Here is a 20,621-nt window from a genome sequence, read left to right as displayed (position 1 = left end):
GCTACAAATTAACGAGATTGTTGTAGGTCTCCGGCCTGCGATCACGATAGAACTGCCATACATCACGTACTTCTCTGATCAGCTCTTTGTCCATTACTCCAATAATGACCTCATCTTGATCCCTGCTGCCAATGGCGACAATCTCTCCGCGCGGATCAACCAGATAGGACTGGCCGTAGAACTCCCCCATATTCCAAGGAGCCTCGACACCAATACGATTGATAGCAGCTACGTAATAGCCGTTAGCCACTGCATGCGCCGGCTGCTCCAGCTTCCATAGGTATTCTGAGGTGCCTGCTACCGTAGCAGATGGGTTAAATACGATCTCCGCTCCACCCAGCCCAAGCGCCCGAGCACCTTCTGGAAAATGTCGATCGTAGCAAATATAGACGCCTACCTTGGCGAAGGCCGTATCGAATACCGGATATCCCAGATTGCCCGGCTTAAAATAATATTTCTCCCAGAAGCCGCATGCCCCCCCGCCAGCAGCCACATGCGGAATATGATGCTTGCGGTACTTGCCCAAGTAGGCGCCATCAGCATCAATGACTGCCGCTGTATTGTAATAAGTCGCAATGCCTTCCCGCTCATAGATTGGAAGAATGATAACGACGCCCAGCTCCTTCGCCAGCTCTTGGAACAGCTTCGTCGTAGGGCCATTCGGAATCTCCTCGGCGGCCGTATACCATTTGGTCTGCTGCTCTGAGCAGAAGTACGGGCCATAAAATATTTCCTGCAGCGAGATAATCTGTGCTCCCTTCGCTGCTGCTTCGCGAATGAGTCCGATATGCTTCTCGATTGCTGCTTTCTTATGAATCTCTACTGGCTCGTCGCCGTGGATATCGTTGGATGCTTGAATTAAACCAATCGTTACTTTGCTCTCTCACTATTCCCTCCCTTTCTTCTTAGCTATATTCACGGCTGCACGATACAATAGCTCTGTCCCGAGCGAAATATCCTCTGGTGAGGAGTATTCCTTCGGATTATGGCTAATGCCATCCTTGCAGCGAACAAAGATCATACTGTAATCACATACGTATGACATCGTGAGCGAATCATGGAACGGACCGCTCATGAGCTCTGGCGGCGGTGTCACTACCAGCTTCGCAGCTTCCTCACGGAGAATCGCTTTCAGCCATTCTGCACAGAAGCGCGGCTCACTCCTCGTATCCTCCCGAATGGAGGCTGTCAAGCTATGCTCCATGCAGACTTGCTCGATGACCTTGCGGATCTGCTCCTCTAGACGATCCCGCCGCTCCAAGTCGATGTCCCTGAAATCTACCGTGAAGGATACCTTCTCGGGGATGATGTTGCGGGAATCCGGGAACACCGTGACGGACCCTACTGTTCCTACCGTAGGTGCTCCTGGCTCCTTCCTTGCCAGCTCATCGAGCGCCACGACAACCTTGGCGCAGCCTACAAGCGCATCCTGCCGCATCGGCATCGGCACAGAGCCCGCATGGCCTGCGAAGCCAGTCAGCTCAACGGTCCACCATACGGGTCCGGATATTCCCGTCACAATACCGATAGGCTCATCCAGCGCCTCCAGCACCGGGCCTTGCTCAATATGAAGCTCCAGAAAAGCAGCAATTCGACCTTGCTGGAATGTATATCCTTCAAACCCTGCAGGATCGCATCCGAATTGCATCAATGCTTCTCTACGGGTTGTTCCATTCTTATCCGTTCGATCCAGCTCACCGTCCTCCAGCTTGCCAGTCATACCCCTTGCACCGAATAAACCTTTATTAAACCTGCAGCCTTCCTCATCACAAAAAGCGACTACCTCGATATTCATCTCCGGTTGAGTACCGTCCTCCACCATCGTCTGGACGGCTTCTATCGCGCCTAGCACACCGATTACACCATCATATCGGCCGCCATAAGGCTGTGAATCCACATGCGATCCGAGCATTAACACTGGTGCATTCGGATCACGTCCTGACAGCACGCCAATTAAGTTGCCAAAAGGATCGATACTTGCTGTCATCCCCGCCTCTTCCATCCAGCTCTTCACCAGCAAGGCGCCGGCTTTGTCTTCTTCTGATAAGGCTAATCGGCAGACACCTGTCTCGCCGAGCCTTCCGATTTGTGCCAGCTCTTCAATGCGGCTGTGCAGCCTCTGCGAGTTAATGCGAGCCATATCCTTCAGTTCCATCCCTTACTCCCCTTTCCCTAGCTCCTCGAATACACGAAGAAGCGTGTCAGCAATAAATGAGATGTCCTCGTCCGTTGAAGATAGTGGAGGGCTAAGCGTCAGTATGTTCATGAAGCCGGGAACCGTGTCTCCGTTCTTGCCAATAAGCAGGCCCTTGCTCTTACAGCTTGCTATAATGCCAGCTACGAGCGAAGCAGCAGCCGGCACTTTGGTCTGCTTATCCTCTACGAGCTCAATGCCAACAGCTGATCCGAAGAATCTAATTTCTCCAACATGAGGATGCTTGAGCAGCGTCTTCAATCGGCTGCGAAGCTCTTTGCCAATAGAAGCAGAGCGCGCGACTAATTGTTCACGCTCGATAATTTCCAAGTTTTTGAGTGCAACCGCGCAGGATACCGGATTGCCTCCGAACGTATTGACGTGCCGGAAATGACTATCTGCACCAGACTCCTTGAAGCTGTCGTAGAGCTCTGCAGAAACCGCAGTCGCTGATAGCGGAGAATAGGCGCTCGTCAGCCCTTTGGCCATCGTTACCATATCCGGCCTCACACCGTAATTCACATGTCCGAACTTCTCGCCTGAACGGCCGAAGCCGCAGATCACCTCATCAACAATGAGCAGCACATCATACTTGTCGCAGATCGACCTCAGCCGCTTCAGGTAATCATCGGGGGGTACAATCATACCTCCGCCTGTAATGACCGGCTCAACAATAATACCTGCTACCGACTCAGCGCCCTCCCAGTTGATAGCATCCTCATAAGCCTGTGCGCATTGCATCTCGCAGGCCCCCTTCGTCTGACCGAAGGGACAACGGTAGCAATAAGGCGGCGGGACATGCTGGAAGCCTACGCCAAGCGGCTCATACTTCAGCTTGCGCTGCGCTTGACCTGTCGCTCCGAGCGCCCCCATTGAGTTGCCATGGTAGGCCCGATGCCGAGATATGAACTTATGCTTAGTCGCTTTGCCTCGCTGATGATGGTATTGACGCGCGATTTTGAAAGCCACCTCGTTGGCATCCGAGCCCGAGTTCGAGAAAAAAATCCGGTATTCGCCCTCCAGCCAATCGTTGAGCTTAGCTGCAAGCTCAATGCCCTGCACATGAGACTGGATAAGAGTCGAATAAGCGAGTGTCTTCATCTGCTCGGCCGCTGCCTCAGCAATCTCGGCTCTTCCATGACCGACGTTGACGCACCATAGACCCGACATGCCGTCCAAGTAGCGATTGCCGTCCATATCCGTAACCCAGCTGCCAACACCTGAGACAATGACCATCGGATTATCATTATGAGGAGAGATATGATGCCATAGATATTTGCGATCCTTCTCGAGCAGCATTTCCTTCGCATTCGTATCCATCGCTGCTTCGTTCATGCTCATTCGCCTCTTCTCCCTTCCTGGCACCGGATAAGAAGAATCGCTGCTGCGATTCTTCTCCCTAATGCCCCGCTGCTACTTCGCTGCGTCTTCGAGTATGGTTTTGTCAACAGCAGCTGCCAGGTCCGGCTCTTTCTTGATCAGCTCGTATTTGATCGCAATGTCGACCGTTCTCTGTACAGCATCATCCACGAACGAGCCTACCTGCGCATCCGTGAACCCTTCCGGCTTCACTAGCTTCGCCATCTCCATGAGCATCGTCGTCTGATGCTCCTTCGTCGTGCTTCCTTCAGTAACTGCGCTCATGACGATATCAACCGCTTCCGGCTGGTTCGCAATAGCGTAGTTCCAGCCCTTCATCGTTGCCTTGATCGCTTTCACCGCAACATCACGGTTGTTCTTCAGCCATTCATCCTTCACAACAAGCGTATCCTCAAGCATGCCAACGCCCGCATCCTCGAAGTCATACACATACAGATCCTCTTCCTTCACACCGCTCTCAAGCACGACATGGTACTCGTTATAGATCGTAGAGACGGCAACATCCAGCTGCTTGTTAAAAAATTGATCCATCGTGAAGCCCTGCTTAACCAGTTCAACATCTTTCTTCGGATCAAGCCCATTCTTCTCCATGAAGGCGAGCACTTGGAACTGCTGGCTGCCCGTCCACATACCAACCTTCTTCCCTTTCATCTTCGCAGGCTCATCAATGCCGGAGGATTTGTTCGCCACGAATCGGTAGGAGCTCTTCTGAAGAATTTGCGCCACCGATACGAGCGGGAGTCCATTATCACGGTTGACCAGCAAGCTGTCGAAGCTCGTTACACCGATGTCGGCTGCGCCATTGACGACCTGCTGCTCAATGACAATGTCCGGGCCGCCTGGAATAATCTCAACATCGAGCCCTTCCTCCTCGTAGAATCCTTTCTCCTTCGCTACGAAAATCCCAGCGAACTGTGCTTGAGGCACCCATTTCAGCTGTATCCGCACCTTCTTCAGCGGCTCAGCTGGCTTCTCTGTCTCCGCTGCTGGCGTAGCTGTCGCCGCAGCATCGGGCTCCTTGGTGGAGGCTGCGGGCTCCGCGTTGTTGCCACAGGCTGCGAGCAGCAGCAGCGATAAAGCAATGAAGATCATTGAAGCAGATTGCAGAACATGGTTTCTCTTTTTCATCAAGACCATTCCTCTCCCTATCGAATTCTATATGAAAGATGATGTCATCCCCTGCTGCCATAAGTGGCTGGGTCAATGGTCGAGTAGAGCCATTACTTGCGCTGTGCTACATGCCAAGGAATAGCGATTCGTTCAGCGAATTGCACGATATAATACAGCACGATGCCGAGAACGGCAGCAAGAACGATACAGGACCAAGCGAGCGGCATATTCGCAAGCCTGATCTGATCCGACAGCAAGTAGCCGAGTCCCTTGGAGGAAATGAAAAACTCGCCGACGATCGCTCCGATAATGCTGGTAGACATATTGATCTTGAGTGCTGTGAAAATAGCAGGAAGTGCGCTGCGGAATCGCAGCTTCATGAATATCTGAGCTTTGCCTGCCGCATACGAATCCATCAGCTCGATATAGGTCGGCTCTACAGAGCGAAGTCCTTTGAAGGCACTTACTGCCATCGTAGCCATCGTCATCACCGACACAATCGCCATCTTCGAGGCAACTCCGTCACCGAACCAGTTATTCATTACAGGCGCCAGGGCAACGATCGGAATCGCATTCAGCGATGCCATGAAGGTAATCCCACCTCGACCTGCATTCGGGAAAAAGGATGCCGCAACAGCGGCTAACAGGCCAAGTGAGGAGCCAATTAGACAGCCGCCAATAATCTCAGCTCCTGTATATAAGGAATAGCTCCATAGAACGTCGATATTGTCCCGGATAGAAGCCGCTATCGCAGATGGGACTGGAAGCTGATAGATTTCTAGCTTGAACAGCTTGTGGAAGCCTTTGAACTGCCATATAAGCAGGAATACCAATCCGAAGATGACAGGCAGTACGAACGCTGGCAGCTGAATGCTGGACTTGCTGTTACGTTTGGATAATTTTGGATTAACAGGGCGGGCAGTATTCCTATTCGGGCTGGCGACTTCCACGACTGGCGGAGAAGCATCAGCAGTGCTCATCGCACTTGTTCGAGTAGTGACCCGTACAGCTGTCTGTTCGGTATCCACGGCCGCCTCCTTCATCGCTCCTCCCTCCCCTGCTTGCGGAATTCGGGCTGCCATGGCGTGAATATCCGCTCTGCCAGATTAATAATTAGGAACATAACAAGTCCGATGTCCACACTGATAAGCACCGTTGACCAGAACATATACACTTGCGCATTACCATAATAAAGAGAGCTGATCATCAATACGCCAATCCCATTGGGGGCACCCATAAGCTCCACAATGATAGAGGCGGTTATTGCCAGTGGAGCGGATATTTTGAGACCTGCGAACAATCCCGGCAGCGCTGCCTTCAGCTTCAGCTTCGAATACATTGTCCAAGTTGAAGCTGCGTAAGATTGCATCAGCTCAAGCTGTTCCGGCTTCACACTCCGCAGCCCGCGAAGGGCATTGATTGTAACAGGGAAGAAGGTAACGTAAGCAGCCATCAGTACCCGAGATAGCGCTGGATCATGCACAATTCCATAAATGATAGGAGCAAGCCCGATGATCGGAATCATCTGCGAGGCTATCATGTACGGGGAAAGTGTATGTTCGACCGTGCGTGACAGACTCATGATGATCGCTAACAGAAAACCAACCGCCGACCCAATGACGAATCCGGTAATAGAGTTGCCGAAGGTCATTATGCCTTGCTCGGCTAAGGTGTGCCAGTTATTCACTAGCGTATTTAATACCAGATGAAGATAGGGCAGCTTCGAGGCGGGTGCTATTACTTGAACAACATCAGCAATAAACCAAGCCGATGCCTCCCATAGCAGCAAAAGCAGGATCGCCCAAGCTGCAATGATGCGGCCCTGTCCCCATTTGCTAAACGACCTGCTCATCAAGAGAATCACTCTCCTCGTAGAAACATTTCCTCACTAACGCGGTCATGTCGTGGAAACGCTCCGACTGGCGGATATGAGCAGGGCTGCCCTCCTCCCGCTCCATCGTCAGGATGGAATGGACACGCCCGGGATGGGCGGAGAGAACGATAATCCGATCAGACAGAAATACAGCTTCAGGAATGCTATGCGTAACGAAGACAATCGTTTTGTTCGTCTGTTTTTTAATGTCGAGCAGATCAAGCTGGAGCTTCTCCTTCGTAAACTCATCAAGAGCAGAGAAGGGTTCATCCATTAATAGGATGGGAGGGTCGAGCGATAGCGCCCTAGCAATTGCAACACGCTGCTGCATGCCTCCGCTAAGCTGCCACGGATAATGATTTTTGAATTTCGTTAAACCAATCATGTCGAGTAATTGCTCTGAAATTGCTGAATATTCAGACTTTTTACGTCCTAGAACTTCCATCGGGAGCTCGATGTTGTCTTTAACCGTTCTCCATTCGAATAAGGTTGGGGTTTGGAATACGATGCCGAACTTACGTAAGAGGCGAACCTCCCGGGGATGCTCTTGACCAATTGTAATATGACCGCTCGTCGGCTGAAGCAGATCAGCCATCAGCCTGAGCAGGGTAGATTTGCCACAGCCCGACGGGCCCAGCAAAGACACGAACTCATTCTTGTACACATCGAAGCTAACATTCTGGAGTGCCGTCACTTCACGATCCTTTTTGCCAAAAACCATCGACACATCATCGACCTGAATCTCTATGTGCTTGTTAGTCTCGTTGGAATTCATGCAGTCACTCCTCTTCGCTATGATTTAACGTAAGATTTAAGTCACTTCCATTCCTTCTATATGTAATATTATATAACACAAAAATACAATTTCACTAGACAAAACGTTTTGCAAATGATGAGGTTAAGTGGACATTATGTATAATTAGTAATAGACAGATTTAATCAAACGTAATATTTTCTATCATTAATATCTCATATTTTTGGAGAATAGGAGCTTACTTGTGACTGAAGGGGTGTTTCAGACTATCTAAGTAAAAGGTGATTTGGATGACTAGACTGAAGCGAACAAAAATTGTTATATAGGGGAATTTCCAACTCTAAATTTGTGCTTGTAATTAAAGGTTGGGGGAGCTGGTTAACCGAAGAAGTAGACAGGCGGCGAGAAGCATCAACTTCCTGCATCTACTTTATATCTTATTATGTTAGGTATCGTGGGAAAAGAAGCATTGCTGTTTACTAAAGATATTTATAATATGGATTCATTCCAATAATGACTTGTGGTGTGTGCAGCATTATTACCTCCCACCACTACCATTCCTGACTAATAATGCTGACTTTTCTGCAACATTCCACCCTCCTTCCACCCTTTCCAGCCAATAATGCTGACTACACTGCAACATTATCACCTCCCACCGTCATTCCCAACCGATAATGCTGACTTTTCTGCAACATTATCACCTCCCACCGTCATTCCCGACCGATAATGCTGACTTTTCTGCAACATTCGGCCCTCCTAACACCCTTACCAACCAATAATGCTGACTTTTCTGCAACATTCGGCCCTCCTTCCACCATTCCCGACCGATAATGCTGACTTTTGTGCTGCATCCCTCCCTTCCATAGCCTCATCTGCTACTTCGCTATACAAAAGCAGCACACGAGCATCGGGATGCTCGTATGCTGCTGTAATAATGTATTAAGGAGCTAACAGTCGCCATTTCTGCGCGGTGCCATCAAGGTCGGACCAGATCTGGACATTCGTGCCGTTCGCTGTGCCGGCATTTGTCACATCAAGCGCTTTGCCGCTTAAGGCGCTCGTAATCTTATACGTGCCGTCCGCATTTTTGACAATCCACCACTTCTGATTCGTTCCGCTGTTGCTGGTCCATATCTGCACATTCGTCCCATCAGCTGTTCCGCTGGCATTCACATCGAGCGCCTTGCCGCTAGCTGGATTAATGAACGTATAGGTCCCATCACTGTTCGCACTCACATTCCACAGCTGATTAGCACCGTTGTTGTCGGTATAGATCTGAACATTCGTCCCATTCGCTGTGCCTCCACTCACTATATCAAGCACCTTGCCGCTTCTCGGATTATACACATTGTATGAGCCTGCAAGAGATGCCTGAGCCGTTACATAGATGCTTGGCGCAGGAGGCGTACTCATCCCCGCTCCTAGAAAATAACTCGTATGAGGAGGCTGATTATACCCCACATTCTGCCAAGCAACCCCTAATCGATACACCGAATCATGCATCAGTGTATGAAGCTTATAGGTAGTCACGTCCGTTGTCGTGTACATCCGAAGAGCTGAGCTGTCCGACGTCCGCCAGATGACCTCCTCCCTCCAATCTCCAATAAGATCAGCCTGCAGGCTTGGATTGCCTTTCGTATAATTATTGGAGTTCGTTCCCGTGGCCGTCAGCAGCCTAGTAACCGTGCTGGTCGCCGCATTCCACTTCTCAATTTTCCCGACTCCAGTTGATGTGCTGCCTGACCACACATGATCGAGCAGCTCACGCAGCAGGTCACCATCCCACCATATACCGAAATTGACAGAGGAAGGCGCTGCGCTGCTAATTAATGCTCCTGTAGCGCTTCTTAATCCAACTGCGCTGCTTGTCGTCCAAGCTTCTGCACCAGCATAGCTGGCATCGATATCTGCCGCCATTCCCCTCCCGGTGTCTTGCCCCGTATACACGCCCCATAAAATCTGCCCCGTCGCTGCATCATGCATTTCAGCGCCATAGGCCGCAGATGTATCTTCATTTACTTTAAATACTTCAAGTCCTGAACGATTGGGATTAAGATCACTGACATGCATCGCATCTCCATGACCAAGACCCGTGTTGTACAGCTTATGCCCATTATCATCAACGGTTAGAGAACCATAAATAATCTCATCCTTCCCGTCATTATCCACATCGGCAACACTCAGATTATGATTGCCTTGTCCCGCTGTGCCCGCATTCGTGGAGCTGTTACTGTCGAACGTCCAGCGCCGAGTCAGACTGCCATTCCTCCAATCGTAGGCTACTAGAACCGTTCTCGTGTAATAGCCTCTGGCCATGACAAGGCTGGGACGAGTACCGTCCAAATAGGCGACTGTCGCTAAGAAACGATCGACGCGATTGCCATAGCTGTCACCCCAGCTCGAAACCGTTCCCCTGGCTGGAATATAATCCGTTGTCACTAGATTCGCTCCAGTCTGTCCGGAGAAGACTGTCAAATACTCTGGCCCGCTCAAAATATAGCCGCTGGAATTGCGGTAATCCGCACTTGAACTGCCAATAACGGCACCTGTTCCATCGATGGTGCCATCCGCTGTCTTCATGACAAGCTCCGCCTTGCCATCGCCGTCGAAGTCATACACAAGAAACGGCGAATAATGGGCACCGGCACGAATATTAATGCCAAGGTTAATGCGCCATAACAGAGTCCCGTCCATTCTGTAAGCATCCACATAAGTATTGCCTGTATAACCGGACTGCGAGTTATCCTTGGAGTTGGAGGGGTCCCACTTGAGTACAATCTCATAATCCCCATCGCCATCCAGATCGCCAACGCTGGCGTCATTCGCACTATACGTATAGGCTACGCCATCAGGTGTAGTTCCTCCTGCCGGCTTGCTGATCGGAATGTCCCGGTAATTGCCCGCCCAGACAGATACCGAGCCGGAAGGCGCAAGCTCTGTCGTTCCTGACAATGCGCGCACATGATACACGGAGGAAGCTGTACCCGCAGCATCCAAGTAGTTCGTACTGGTCGTGATCGCACTCGTATTCACTTTGGTTCCATTACGATAGAGGTTAAATCCTGTACTGACAGCTTCCGTACCCAGCAGCCTCCAGCTAACGAACACGCCTCCGCTTACTTGGACAGCGACGAGTCCTCTATTAAGATTTTCCATCTGACGGGGTGAGGCAGCCGATACTTGACTTGCTGGTCCTATAGCTGGAACAGCAAGCATAATTACAATAAGCAGCAAAATGATTCTAGGCAGCATGTTATAGCTTGTTTTTATCCATGAATCCATCATCAATCACTCCTCAATAATGGTAACAACACAAGACAAAGGGGCTGCTCCTAAGCAAAATACACACCTCGCTTAATTGAGCAGCCCCTAGCGCTAGCTTGTTTTATTCACTTACTTCACCGTTACCTTCATCACACTGCTCTCCGTAATACCACTCGCATTCTCAAGCTCCACACGATATTCGTACGTGCCGGCTGCCCTGCCAGTAACCGCTGTTGCAGCAGATTGAGCATTCGGCGTCTGCTCCGTCAATGTCTGCGTATCAATCAGGACACCGTTCTCATACAACCGATAGGTCGCTGCATTCGTTCCCCACCATAGATTCATCGTTACCTTGTAGCTGCCATCGCCATCCCAGTTATCGTTCGAGAGCACTGCTTTCCCTGGGGAAGCGTCTTTGACCGTAACCGTATGAGGATCACATGCTGTCGTACCGTAGGAGTTAATGATCTCACACGTATACGTATATGTGCCATTCGATTTGCCGGCAATCTCGGTGGCTGCCGTCTGCGCATTCGGTGAGTTGTCCGTTAATACTTGCGTATCAACTAACGTTCCGTTCTCGTATAGCTTGTAGACTGAACCGTTATTGCCCCACCAGACGTTCATGGTTACCTTATAGCTGCCCCCAAGCAAACCGTTGCCATGACCCTTATTGTTGGATAGCACCGGCTTGGCTGGCGCCCCAGTCGCCTTCTCGGCTGCTGTAACTGTGATCGTAACCGAAGCCGTCGATTCCAGACCTGCATGGTTGATAGCTGTCACAGTGAACGTGTGCGTACCAGCTAGACCCGTTAACAGAATTTGCTGTCCGTTCTCGACCGGATTTCCGTCAAAAGTGATGGTCAGCTCTTTTATGCCGGATTCAGCATCCTCAGCCGTCACTTGAACGCTAATGCTATCTGATTCTGTCAGAAGCTCGGAAGGCAGCCCTGATATAATCGGCGCTGTCGTATCCTCCTGCTCCACTGGCGCTCCCACATAGTGAATGCTTGGAGCATCAGGCTGCTCCATCCCATGACCCAGATAGAATCCTGGATGTGGAGGCTGGTTATAGCCTGAGTTCTGCCATGCCACACTAAGCCGGTAGATTGGATCATGCATGAGCGTGCGCAGACGGTAATCCGTCTCATCTGTCGTCGTATAAATACGAAGCTCCGTGCTATCCTCTGAGCGCCATACAACCTCCTCACGCCAATCTCCGTACAAGTCGGCTTGCAGCGAAGGATTTCCTTTTGTAGAGTTATTGGAATGGGTTCCCTCTGCCGTTAACAGATTAACGGTCGTATTGGTGTTGTAATCCCATTTGTCAATTGAACCAGTCCCCGCTCCTGCTGCGGAATTCCACTTATGATCCAGAAGCTCTCTCAGCAGATCGCCATCCCACCAGATACCATAGTTAGTCGAGGAAGGGATGTTCGTAGTAATCAGCTCTCCTTGGGCACTATACAACCCGCCAATCGGAATCTGCTGCTCGTTCGTAATCGTTGATGACCACATTTCCTGCCCAACATAGTTAGGATCGATATCCGCGGACATGCCGCGTCCTGTATCCTTGCCGGTATACACGCCCCAGATAATCTCACCTGTAGCAGCGTCATGCAGCTCGAGTCCATACTCTGCATCTGTATGCTCATGCACCCCAAATACCTCAAGTCCTGGTCTCGATGGATCAAGATCGCCAAAATGCATCGCATCCCCGTGACCTAGATTCGTACTGTATAGCAGCTCCCCGTTATCATCAATAGTGATAGCTCCGAACAGCACCTCATCCTTACCGTCACCATCTGCATCTCCGACAGACATACTATGATTGCCTTGTGCGACATAGCTGCCGTTGCCCTCATCGTTCGTGTCGAAGCGCCAGCGCTGCGTGAGTTCCCCACCGTTCAGATCATAAGCCGTTATAACCGTTCTTGTGTAATAGCCACGGCTGAAAATAAGACTCGGATGCTCGCCATCCAAGTAAGCTACGGATGCGAGGAATCGGTCAACACGGTTCCCATATGCATCTCCCCATGCGCTTACATCGCCGCGCGGCGGATCATAGCTCACTGTTGTCAGCTCTCCCCCACTCTCCCCTTCGAAGACCGTTAAGAACTCATCTCCTAGAAGGACATAGCCTGAGCTGTTGCGATGATCCTTGGAAGCATCGCCGATAACCTTCCCTTGACCATCAATGGTACCGTCAGCTGTCTTAAGTGCAACCTCAGCTTTGCCATCGCCATCGAAATCATAGACCAGGAATGGCGAGTAGTGGGCGCCAGCACGAATATTGTGGCCAAGATTAATGCGCCATAGCTTCGTCCCATCTAACTTGTAAGCGTCCATATACACAATGCCCGTATAGCCTGCTTGGGAATTATCCTTCGCATTGGAAGGCGACCAGAGCATAACAATTTCATATTCGCCGTCTCCATCCAGATCCCCAACGCTGGCATCACCCGCTTTATACGTATAAAGCTGACCATCCTTCGTATAAGCATCTGCCGGTTTATCCAGCGCAAGCGACTGATAGGATTTCTCCCATACGGCGAAAAGCTCTGTTGCCTGCTTCTCCACTCCGGCAATAATCGAAGTTACCTTGTATACCGATTGCTCCGTACCTTCAGCATCCACATAGTTCGTGCTGCCCGTAATCGGAGACTCATTCAGCAGCACATCGTCACGGTACACATTAAATGCAATGGTATCCGGATCAAGTCCCAGCATTCTCCAGCCAATGTAATTGCCATTCTCATTCTGAACCGCTACAGGTGCCCGGTCCAAATATTCCATATCCCGCTTCAGAATCGTCACCGCAGGTGTCTCTAATACCTCTGACATAGCAGATATGCCGCCAGCGTTAACCGATGCTATCGTATAATAGTAAGGAATCGTGCTTAGAATCGTATCGTCCTTGTAAGCTGTCTGTGTTGCTTTGCCAATCAATTTATATTCACCATCCGCTTTGGTTGAGCGATAAATGTTATACATTCTTGCTCCCGCAGAAGCTTCCCAAGCAATAGTGACATCGTTCTTGTTGATTGACTGAACAGAGAGTCCTGTCGGTACGGCAGCGAGTGCCACATTAGGGTCGATCATCGACACGCTAAGCGAGTTAGAAGCGACCGATTCAAGCCCTGTGCTGTCCACAGCTGTTACGGTGTACACATATTCCAGTCCAACATCCGCTGTTACATCGGTGTAAGTCAGAGCAGTCGTCTCCGTGAGCAGCTCAGCACTGCTTGCTACCGTCGCCTGACGGTATACCCGATAATTGGATACCCCGTCAACAGCGTTCCACGACAGCTTCGCAGTGATTGGATCATTGCCGAGCTGCAGCTCGTCCAGAACAAGACCTGTTGGAGCAAGAAGAAGCGGTGTTATCTCTAGTCCATTCAGGTGAGCGGTTTGTCCGCTGAATACCAGGTTCATCTGACCATCCTTCACCGCGATCTGATTGAATACTTTCTCCGCAATGTTCGCTGTGCCGGATGCTGTTGTACCATAATCTTTACCTTCAATGGCGATATTCGTTCTTGTAGAGCCGATCCAATCGCCGACGTAGGCTTTCACGGAATAATAGCCACTCGGCATATCGACCTTGAATTCATAGGAATTGGCGAAATACGCTACAAAATCCCTGCGCAGCGCATCGGCTGCACTTCCGCGGTCACGATCAATCATACCTGTGCTGTTCGTAATGCCATACCCAAGCTCTGGTGTGTAAATGACGCTTCGTGTTACTTCTGTGTAGCCTTCAGCGACAGGAGCGCCTACCGGACCGAAGTCATAACGATACTGTGCCGACTTCGTCGTGATGCTAACCGCGTCAGACGGCTCAGATTCGCCGCGGCCATTAACGGCGGTCACCCGTACGTTATAGGATTTACCCTCTGCCATTCCACCAACTGTAATGGAAGGAACAGTAGCTGTGCCGATTAAGGCATAAGCCGATTCAGGATCGGAAGCCAGCTTGCGATAAATTTTGTAAATATCCGCATTAACGTCAGGATTCCACTTCAGCACGGCCCCTGCATTGCTTATGCTGCCAGCAGTCAAGCCTGTCAGCTTAGCAGGAACACTGTCTGGAAGCTCTATCTCCTTCACCTGAGCGGATAAAGGAAGCCCGAGCTCCTTAATTCCGCCTGCGAGCAGCCTCGATAGCTGAATCGCTCCATATTCTTGGAAATGGGTGTTATCGGCAGAACCATTCGGGAACGCCTGATAGATGCCCGGCTCTACATGGAGGAACACAGACAGGGATGCCTCAGGGCCGATTGAATCATAATAGGCGACACTAAGCGTGCTGAGATCAACGAGATCTACCTCGAGCTCGCTTGCTACCTCCTTCATCGCCTGCACATATTCTGGGAAGCTCACATTGAACTTGCCTGTAGCTGCATTGAAGTCTCTGCGTCCCATTGGCGTAATAAGCACCGGTGTAGCACCGCGCTGTCTTGCGCCGTTTACATAGGTTTTCAAATAGTTCTTGTAATCTGCTGGTGAAGCGTACCGGTCAGGGACGCTGATTGTCGCATCGTTATGACCGAACTGGACGAGGAAATAATCGCCAGGCTTAATTGCTCTTAGAACCTCATCCAGTCGTCCTTCATTAATGAACGACTTCGTGCTGCGTCCGCCAATCGCGTGATTCTTGAACTGAACGTTATCCGTGAAGAAGCGCGGCAGCATCTGCCCCCAGCCTGCTTCCGGCTCCCAATACGGATCATAGGTCTGAACGGTGGAATCGCCAGCTATATAGACCGTAGGAAGCTCGCCTGGCTGACGCTCTGCCTGCTTCGTAATGACAAGTGCATTAATCTTCGGAGCGGTGCCTGTGAACTCAAAGTTCAATTGTCCATCCACTAATGCGATAGCGAACTCCATCTCGAGATATTGGCCAGCTGCCTTAGCCGTCTGCTGTACCTTCTGGATGTTCTCAACCTTGATCGCAATATCCGTCGCACCGCTCTGATCGCCTGCGACAAGTGATACTGTATAGTCTCCATTCGGGAGATCTACTTGGAAAGATGTATTCTGAGGGATGACATAGTCTGATTTGATTGGGTCTGTCGTTCCCCTGTCTCCTGAAGTTACGGCTGCAATGTCCGCAAATCCATATTTCAAGGAAGACGTATAGGAGGTTGCTGCTGTCACCCTTATATATTCATCCGCCAATGCGCCTGAGCCGAAGTCAAAGCGCTGAACAGATCCTTCTGGAAGTGTAACAGGCGGCACATAAACAATACTTACCGCCGTATTCGAATGTGCTGATTCTCCGCTTCCATTCACCGCAACGACATAATAATAGTGTTCGGTATCCGTTGCAGCACCCGTATCCACGTAAGACGTAGAGCTTGACTGACCCATGGATGCAAAAGGACCCTCCGCTGCTTCACCGCGAAATACGGTATAGCTTACAGCACCTTCCGCTACGTTCCAGCTGAGCGCAACGGAATCCGTTGTTACGGCTGTCACTGCCAACCCTGTAGGGGCAGCTGGCGGCTGAACCGCTGGAACCTCAGCAACTGTGACAGACTCACTTAACTCCGACTCTAATCCACTAGCATTCACAGCGGATACAGAGTACGTGTAGCTACTCCCGGTAGTAACAGCTGTATCACTATAGCTGGTGCCAGAGACTTGCGCCAGCCGATTGCTTGGCCCATCAGTCCCCTCACCTCGGTACACATAGTAATACAGGGATTCCGTAACCGAACCCCAGCCGAGGGTCACATTATCCGCCGTCAGGCTCGTCACTGCAAGACCAGTTGGAGCAGCTGGCTGCTGTGCTACCACTTGCTCAATAAGGAGCGCATTCAAATAACCGCCTGCACCTGTACCCGTGATTCCAACCGTTAGTTGACCATCAAGCACCGTCGTACGGTATTTGGCTTCCGTAACAGCAACTCTACTGCTGATCGTGCCCGCAGTAACGCCTTCCAAGGCAATCGTCGTCTTCGTTGTGCTCGTTCCCGTTAGAAGGTCGCCTGAATAGACTATAACGTCATACTCGCCATTCGGAAGATCCGTCAGGAATGAATAGGATGTGCCCAGAACGAAATCATTCGTCATGTCATCGCCCCCCGAGCGATTCCTCGACACGACAGCTTGACTCAGGCCATATCCCGCCTCTGCTGCATATAGCAGTGAATCATGCACACGGGTATAGCCCGCCATAACCGGACTTGAGGCTGTGCCGAAATCGTATTTCTGTACAACCCTCTCCGCGTTGGCACTCGCTTGTTTAAGACTTAATGGCATGCCTGGCAGCATAGCTGTGATCGCTAGAACGATAGCCATGAATAGCATGAACGAACTTCTTTTCGTCAGAGATTGCATATAATTTGAATTCCCCGCTTTCGGATTTGAGTATCTCTATAGTTTCGCAGAGTTGTTAGTAAACGCTTACATTCATTCGTTTGAAGCGGATATTCCCATCACAACTACCTGCACTGTCCTTTCGTATTAGTCCGTATCCCCCCTCATTCAGCTCGGCGTAGAGTAAAATGTTACCAAGTCATCGCTTAATTCAATATGATGATACCGCTTTCATTGGGCCGTTAACATTCAAAAATCCGTTATCTTTCATTAAAAAACAGATATTCCCTGCCTTTTTTTCCATTTCTAGCAGAATCGACCTCAAGTATTGATCCCTAATAGTACGTAAGCTAATCAAATAAAAGTTTGCTAGAATTCGGGCAACTTTTGCTTCACATATCCGGGGAGGACTTGAATATATTGATATAACAACAGCAAAATTAAGCAAGGAGGTGCTCCGCAATGGGTTCAGAGGAGAATAGATTGTTTGTTGTTTCCCGTGAGGACTGGTCTCTGCATCGCAAAGGCTATCAGGATCAAGCCCGGCATCAGCAAAAGGTACGGGAAGCGATCAAGCAGAATCTGCCGGATTTAGTATCTGAGGAAAGCATCGTCATGTCGGATGGCAAGCAAGTCATTAAAGTACCAATTCGGAGCCTTGATGAATTTCGATTCGTTTATAATTACAATAAAAACAAACATGTGGGGCAAGGGGATGGAGACAGTCAAGTCGGCGATGTGCTTGGCGTAGATCCTCAAGCAGCCAAAGGGCCAGGAAAAGGCGAAGGCGCAGGTGACCAGCCCGGAGAAGATGTCATAGAGGCTGAGATTAGCTTGGCGGAGCTCGAGACCATGCTCTTCGAGGAGCTGGAGCTGCCATTCCTTCGTCAGAAGGATAAGGATCAGCTGGAAACGAAGGAGATTCGCTTCAACGACATTCGTAAGAAAGGCATCATGTCCAACATAGATAAGAAACGGACCATTATGGAGAACCTGCGGCGGAATGCGACCTCCGGTCAACCGGGCATTCATGGCATCTCACCGGATGACCTTCGTTACAAGACTTGGGAAGAAATTATTCGTCCTCAATCCAACGCTGTTATTCTCGCAATGATGGATACATCTGGTTCCATGGGTTCATTCGAGAAATACGTGGCCCGCTCCTTCTTCTTCTGGATGACCCGCTTCCTGAGGCATCAATATGAGAAAGTGGAGATCGTCTTCATCGCGCATCATACCGAGGCCAAGGAAGTGACGGAGGAGGAATTCTTCACCCGTGGAGAAAGCGGCGGAACGATCTGCTCCTCTGCCTATATCAAAGCACTGGAAATTATCGATAGTCGCTTCTCTCCAAGTGCCTACAACATCTATCCATTCCATTTCTCCGATGGCGACAATCTCACCTCCGACAATGAACGCTGCGTCAAGCTGATCGGCGAGCTCCTCAAGCGCTCCAACCTGTTCGGATACGGCGAAGTGAACCAGTATAACCGTTCAAGCACGCTCATGTCCGCCTACAAGCATATTAATATGCAGCAATTCATGTATTACGTCATCCGTGAAAAAGGCGAGGTCTACAACGCCCTCAAGTCCTTCTTCCACAAGCGGGAGGGCATTACCGGTTAATATCGAACATAACAGGCAGTGCAAGGAGATATCCCTGCACTGCTTTTTCTTTTCCTTTTCTTTTCCCTTCCAAGTTTAATGCTGAGTCGACAACGGCGATGAGGACGATTTCGGGCATGCTCGTATTTAAGGCGGCGGAAGCGAGTCATCCAATAACCATTAGCCTTGTATGAGGTTTGTTAGATTCATAATTGAAGCGGCTATTCCGTTGTGAAAGGCGATGCAGGAAGCCCTTCACGGTTATATAAGTTGGCACCTTCGGGATTGTCGGCCCATGCATACCTCACATAGACAGGATCGGAAATCTGTTTGTGCCACACCGCCACACCGTTATTCTCAATTCTCGCATCTGCCCATTCGAACGCTCGGTCTGCTCCCGCAATAGCGAAATGCCGAAGCATATCTCCATCCTTGGCGATCATTCCGCTGCCAGTATCGCTAAAGCTCAGTACGATCCGGCTTCCCTCCTGCTTCGCCGATTGAAACATTGGTCCGGAGCCGACAACCGAATCATCGCCATAAGCAGCTTTGCGTGCTGCAAGAGCTAGTCGGTACCCAACATCTCTTTTGTTAACTGGATGAATATCGTTCCATTCTCCGATATCAATGGTAACAGCCATGCATGTACCTGGTACGGCTAGCGTCCTTCGCTGTGCCTCCCTCAATTCTGCCCAACTGCTCTCGGCAGGTCTGTTCGAAGCCTGCTGGAAGTTAGGCAACTGCACATATATAAAAGAGAGCCCCTCTAAGCTCCATTTTCCTCTCCAGTCTGAAATCAACGCTTTGAGCAGACCCTCGTATTCATCAGGCTTCTTCACATTTGATTCACCCTGATACCAGAGGACGCCTTTAATTGCGTAATGGACAATTGGTGCAATCATTCCGTTATATAAGCCTGTCGGTCCCCACTGGACAAAGTTAGGGGCAGGCAGCGGATCGCTCTTGGCACCGACCCTATATTGCCAATCCCCGCTTAAATCAATAAGTTGGTCCCCTATCTGCAAGTGATAGGGCTTATCTTTATAAAAACCTCCTTTTCCGGAGTAATTGATTACTCGAACCAGAATCGTATTTCCCCCATTTTTCAGCAGCCCTTCGGGAATCCTATAGTTTCTCGGCATATACTGGTTTGATTCGGTTCCGATCATAATACCATTTATATAAACCGCATCCTCATCAACGATATGTCCCAGGACAAGTTTAGCGGGGTCTCCAGTTAATAAAGAAGACACTTCAATCTCTTTTCGAAACCATACAGCGCCATTGAAGGAGCCAACCCCTTCCTCTTCCCAATAGGACGGAACTTTAATGCGCGGCCAGGATGAAACGTCGCTGTCTGCTTCAATGCATGGTTGTCCGTCATTCGACATGCCAGCATCATTCTGAATGAGATTATTGTGCCAAGCATCCCAAGATACTTGATCCTCTCTTACCAACGCCTCCAAATAATCTCTGTCCTTCATCTTCTGCAAGGTTTCCATATATTCAGGAAATAGGGAAAGAGCTTCCTCGCTCATAAAGGCTTCGGCAGGAGCCCCTCCCAGACTCGCGCTGATCAGTCCTATGGGAACCTGATATTGTTCAAAAAGCTTCACAGCACAGAAATACCCTGCTGCAGTGAAGTTCAACACGCTCTGTGGATCCGCCGGCACCCAGGCTCCCGATTCAATATCTGCTTGCGGTTGTATAAAGTCATACCTCATTGGAACCTGAAACTGCCGTATGGCATCATTACGGGAGTTCTTAATCTCATCCGGATATACGTCCTGCAGAGAGTCCATTCTCATTTCCATGTTGGATTGTCCGGAACAAAGCCATACATCGCCTAACAGAATATCATTAATCATTATTCGTGCTGTGCCATCAACGGTCTCGATCACCATGTCGTAAGGGCCTCCCGCATCCCCTGCCCTGAAGGTTACCTGCCATGCCCCATCATCATTTACCGCAGTGCTGCAGATTTGATCTAAAAATCTAATTGAAATGACTTGATCCGCCCTTGCCCAGCCCCATATTTTCACTTGTGCATTACGTTGCATGACCATACCGTCGCTGATCAGACGAGGTAATCTAATTGTATTTTGTATCAAGTTCAT

Annotated in this window: 11 protein-coding genes; 1 reads left to right on the top strand and 10 read right to left on the bottom strand. The window is 50.0% G+C overall.

What is annotated here, in order from left to right:
* Position 1: 1 nt before the first annotated feature.
* The 9 genes from AC6ESP_RS23450 to AC6ESP_RS23410 form a co-directional block, all read right to left on the bottom strand.
* Positions 2-868, bottom strand: a complete 867-nt coding sequence (locus AC6ESP_RS23450; protein ID WP_497099198.1) for a nitrilase-related carbon-nitrogen hydrolase — start codon at positions 866-868, stop codon at positions 2-4.
* Between the two features lie 18 nt (positions 869-886).
* Positions 887-2,155: a M20 family metallo-hydrolase gene (locus AC6ESP_RS23445; RefSeq protein ID WP_497099156.1), complete on the bottom strand. Its 1,269-nt coding sequence runs from the start codon at positions 2,153-2,155 to the stop codon at positions 887-889.
* A gap of 3 nt (positions 2,156-2,158) precedes the next feature.
* Positions 2,159-3,529 (bottom strand): aspartate aminotransferase family protein, encoded by a 1,371-nt coding sequence (locus tag AC6ESP_RS23440; RefSeq protein ID WP_497099197.1) that lies wholly within the window; start codon positions 3,527-3,529, stop codon positions 2,159-2,161.
* A 78-nt stretch (positions 3,530-3,607) separates the two neighbouring features.
* Positions 3,608-4,702, bottom strand: coding sequence for an ABC transporter substrate-binding protein (locus AC6ESP_RS23435; RefSeq protein ID WP_497099155.1), 1,095 nt, complete (start codon positions 4,700-4,702; stop codon positions 3,608-3,610).
* A 92-nt stretch (positions 4,703-4,794) separates the two neighbouring features.
* Positions 4,795-5,727 (bottom strand): ABC transporter permease, encoded by a 933-nt coding sequence (locus tag AC6ESP_RS23430; protein ID WP_497099154.1) that lies wholly within the window; start codon positions 5,725-5,727, stop codon positions 4,795-4,797.
* Positions 5,724-6,536: an ABC transporter permease gene (locus tag AC6ESP_RS23425; RefSeq protein WP_497099153.1), complete on the bottom strand. Its 813-nt coding sequence runs from the start codon at positions 6,534-6,536 to the stop codon at positions 5,724-5,726. Before AC6ESP_RS23425 ends, AC6ESP_RS23430 begins: the two co-directional genes overlap by 4 nt.
* Positions 6,520-7,332: an ABC transporter ATP-binding protein gene (locus AC6ESP_RS23420; RefSeq protein WP_497099152.1), complete on the bottom strand. Its 813-nt coding sequence runs from the start codon at positions 7,330-7,332 to the stop codon at positions 6,520-6,522. Before AC6ESP_RS23420 ends, AC6ESP_RS23425 begins: the two co-directional genes overlap by 17 nt.
* Before the next feature lie 918 nt (positions 7,333-8,250).
* Positions 8,251-10,563: a rhamnogalacturonan lyase family protein gene (locus AC6ESP_RS23415; protein WP_497099196.1), complete on the bottom strand. Its 2,313-nt coding sequence runs from the start codon at positions 10,561-10,563 to the stop codon at positions 8,251-8,253.
* A 141-nt stretch (positions 10,564-10,704) separates the two neighbouring features.
* Entirely contained in the window at positions 10,705-16,881 is a 6,177-nt protein-coding gene (locus tag AC6ESP_RS23410; RefSeq protein ID WP_497099151.1) for a rhamnogalacturonan lyase family protein, read from the bottom strand.
* Positions 16,882-17,361: 480 nt separating this feature from the next.
* On the opposite strand from AC6ESP_RS23410, the gene yhbH reads away from it, so the two are divergent.
* On the top strand, positions 17,362-18,525 hold the full coding sequence (gene yhbH, locus AC6ESP_RS23405; protein WP_497099150.1) for a sporulation protein YhbH: 1,164 nt from the start codon (positions 17,362-17,364) through the stop codon (positions 18,523-18,525).
* Positions 18,526-18,725: 200 nt separating this feature from the next.
* Here yhbH and AC6ESP_RS23400 read toward each other — a convergent pair whose 3' ends face one another.
* On the bottom strand, positions 18,726-20,621 hold the full coding sequence (locus tag AC6ESP_RS23400) for a sialate O-acetylesterase (RefSeq protein ID WP_497099149.1): 1,896 nt from the start codon (positions 20,619-20,621) through the stop codon (positions 18,726-18,728).

This window comes from Paenibacillus xinjiangensis (assembly GCF_059686975.1).
Note: the sequence above shows the minus strand (reverse complement) of the source record. Positions and strands in the feature narration are given on the sequence as shown.

Bases quoted from the DNA above. Each gene is read 5' to 3' on its own strand.
- AC6ESP_RS23445 (WP_497099156.1), bottom strand. From the start codon at position 2,155: ATGGAACTGAAGGATATGGCTCGCATTAACTCGCAGAGGCTGCACAGC.
- AC6ESP_RS23440 (WP_497099197.1), bottom strand. From the start codon at position 3,529: ATGAACGAAGCAGCGATGGATACGAATGCGAAGGAAATGCTGCTCGAG.
- AC6ESP_RS23435 (WP_497099155.1), bottom strand. From the start codon at position 4,702: ATGAAAAAGAGAAACCATGTTCTGCAATCTGCTTCAATGATCTTCATT.
- AC6ESP_RS23430 (WP_497099154.1), bottom strand. From the start codon at position 5,727: ATGAAGGAGGCGGCCGTGGATACCGAACAGACAGCTGTACGGGTCACT.
- AC6ESP_RS23425 (WP_497099153.1), bottom strand. From the start codon at position 6,536: ATGAGCAGGTCGTTTAGCAAATGGGGACAGGGCCGCATCATTGCAGCT.
- AC6ESP_RS23420 (WP_497099152.1), bottom strand. From the start codon at position 7,332: ATGAATTCCAACGAGACTAACAAGCACATAGAGATTCAGGTCGATGAT.
- AC6ESP_RS23415 (WP_497099196.1), bottom strand. From the start codon at position 10,563: ATGCTGCCTAGAATCATTTTGCTGCTTATTGTAATTATGCTTGCTGTT.
- AC6ESP_RS23410 (WP_497099151.1), bottom strand. From the start codon at position 16,881: ATGGCTATCGTTCTAGCGATCACAGCTATGCTGCCAGGCATGCCATTA.
- yhbH (WP_497099150.1), top strand. From the start codon at position 17,362: ATGGGTTCAGAGGAGAATAGATTGTTTGTTGTTTCCCGTGAGGACTGG.
- AC6ESP_RS23400 (WP_497099149.1), bottom strand. From the start codon at position 20,621: ATGAACTTGATACAAAATACAATTAGATTACCTCGTCTGATCAGCGAC.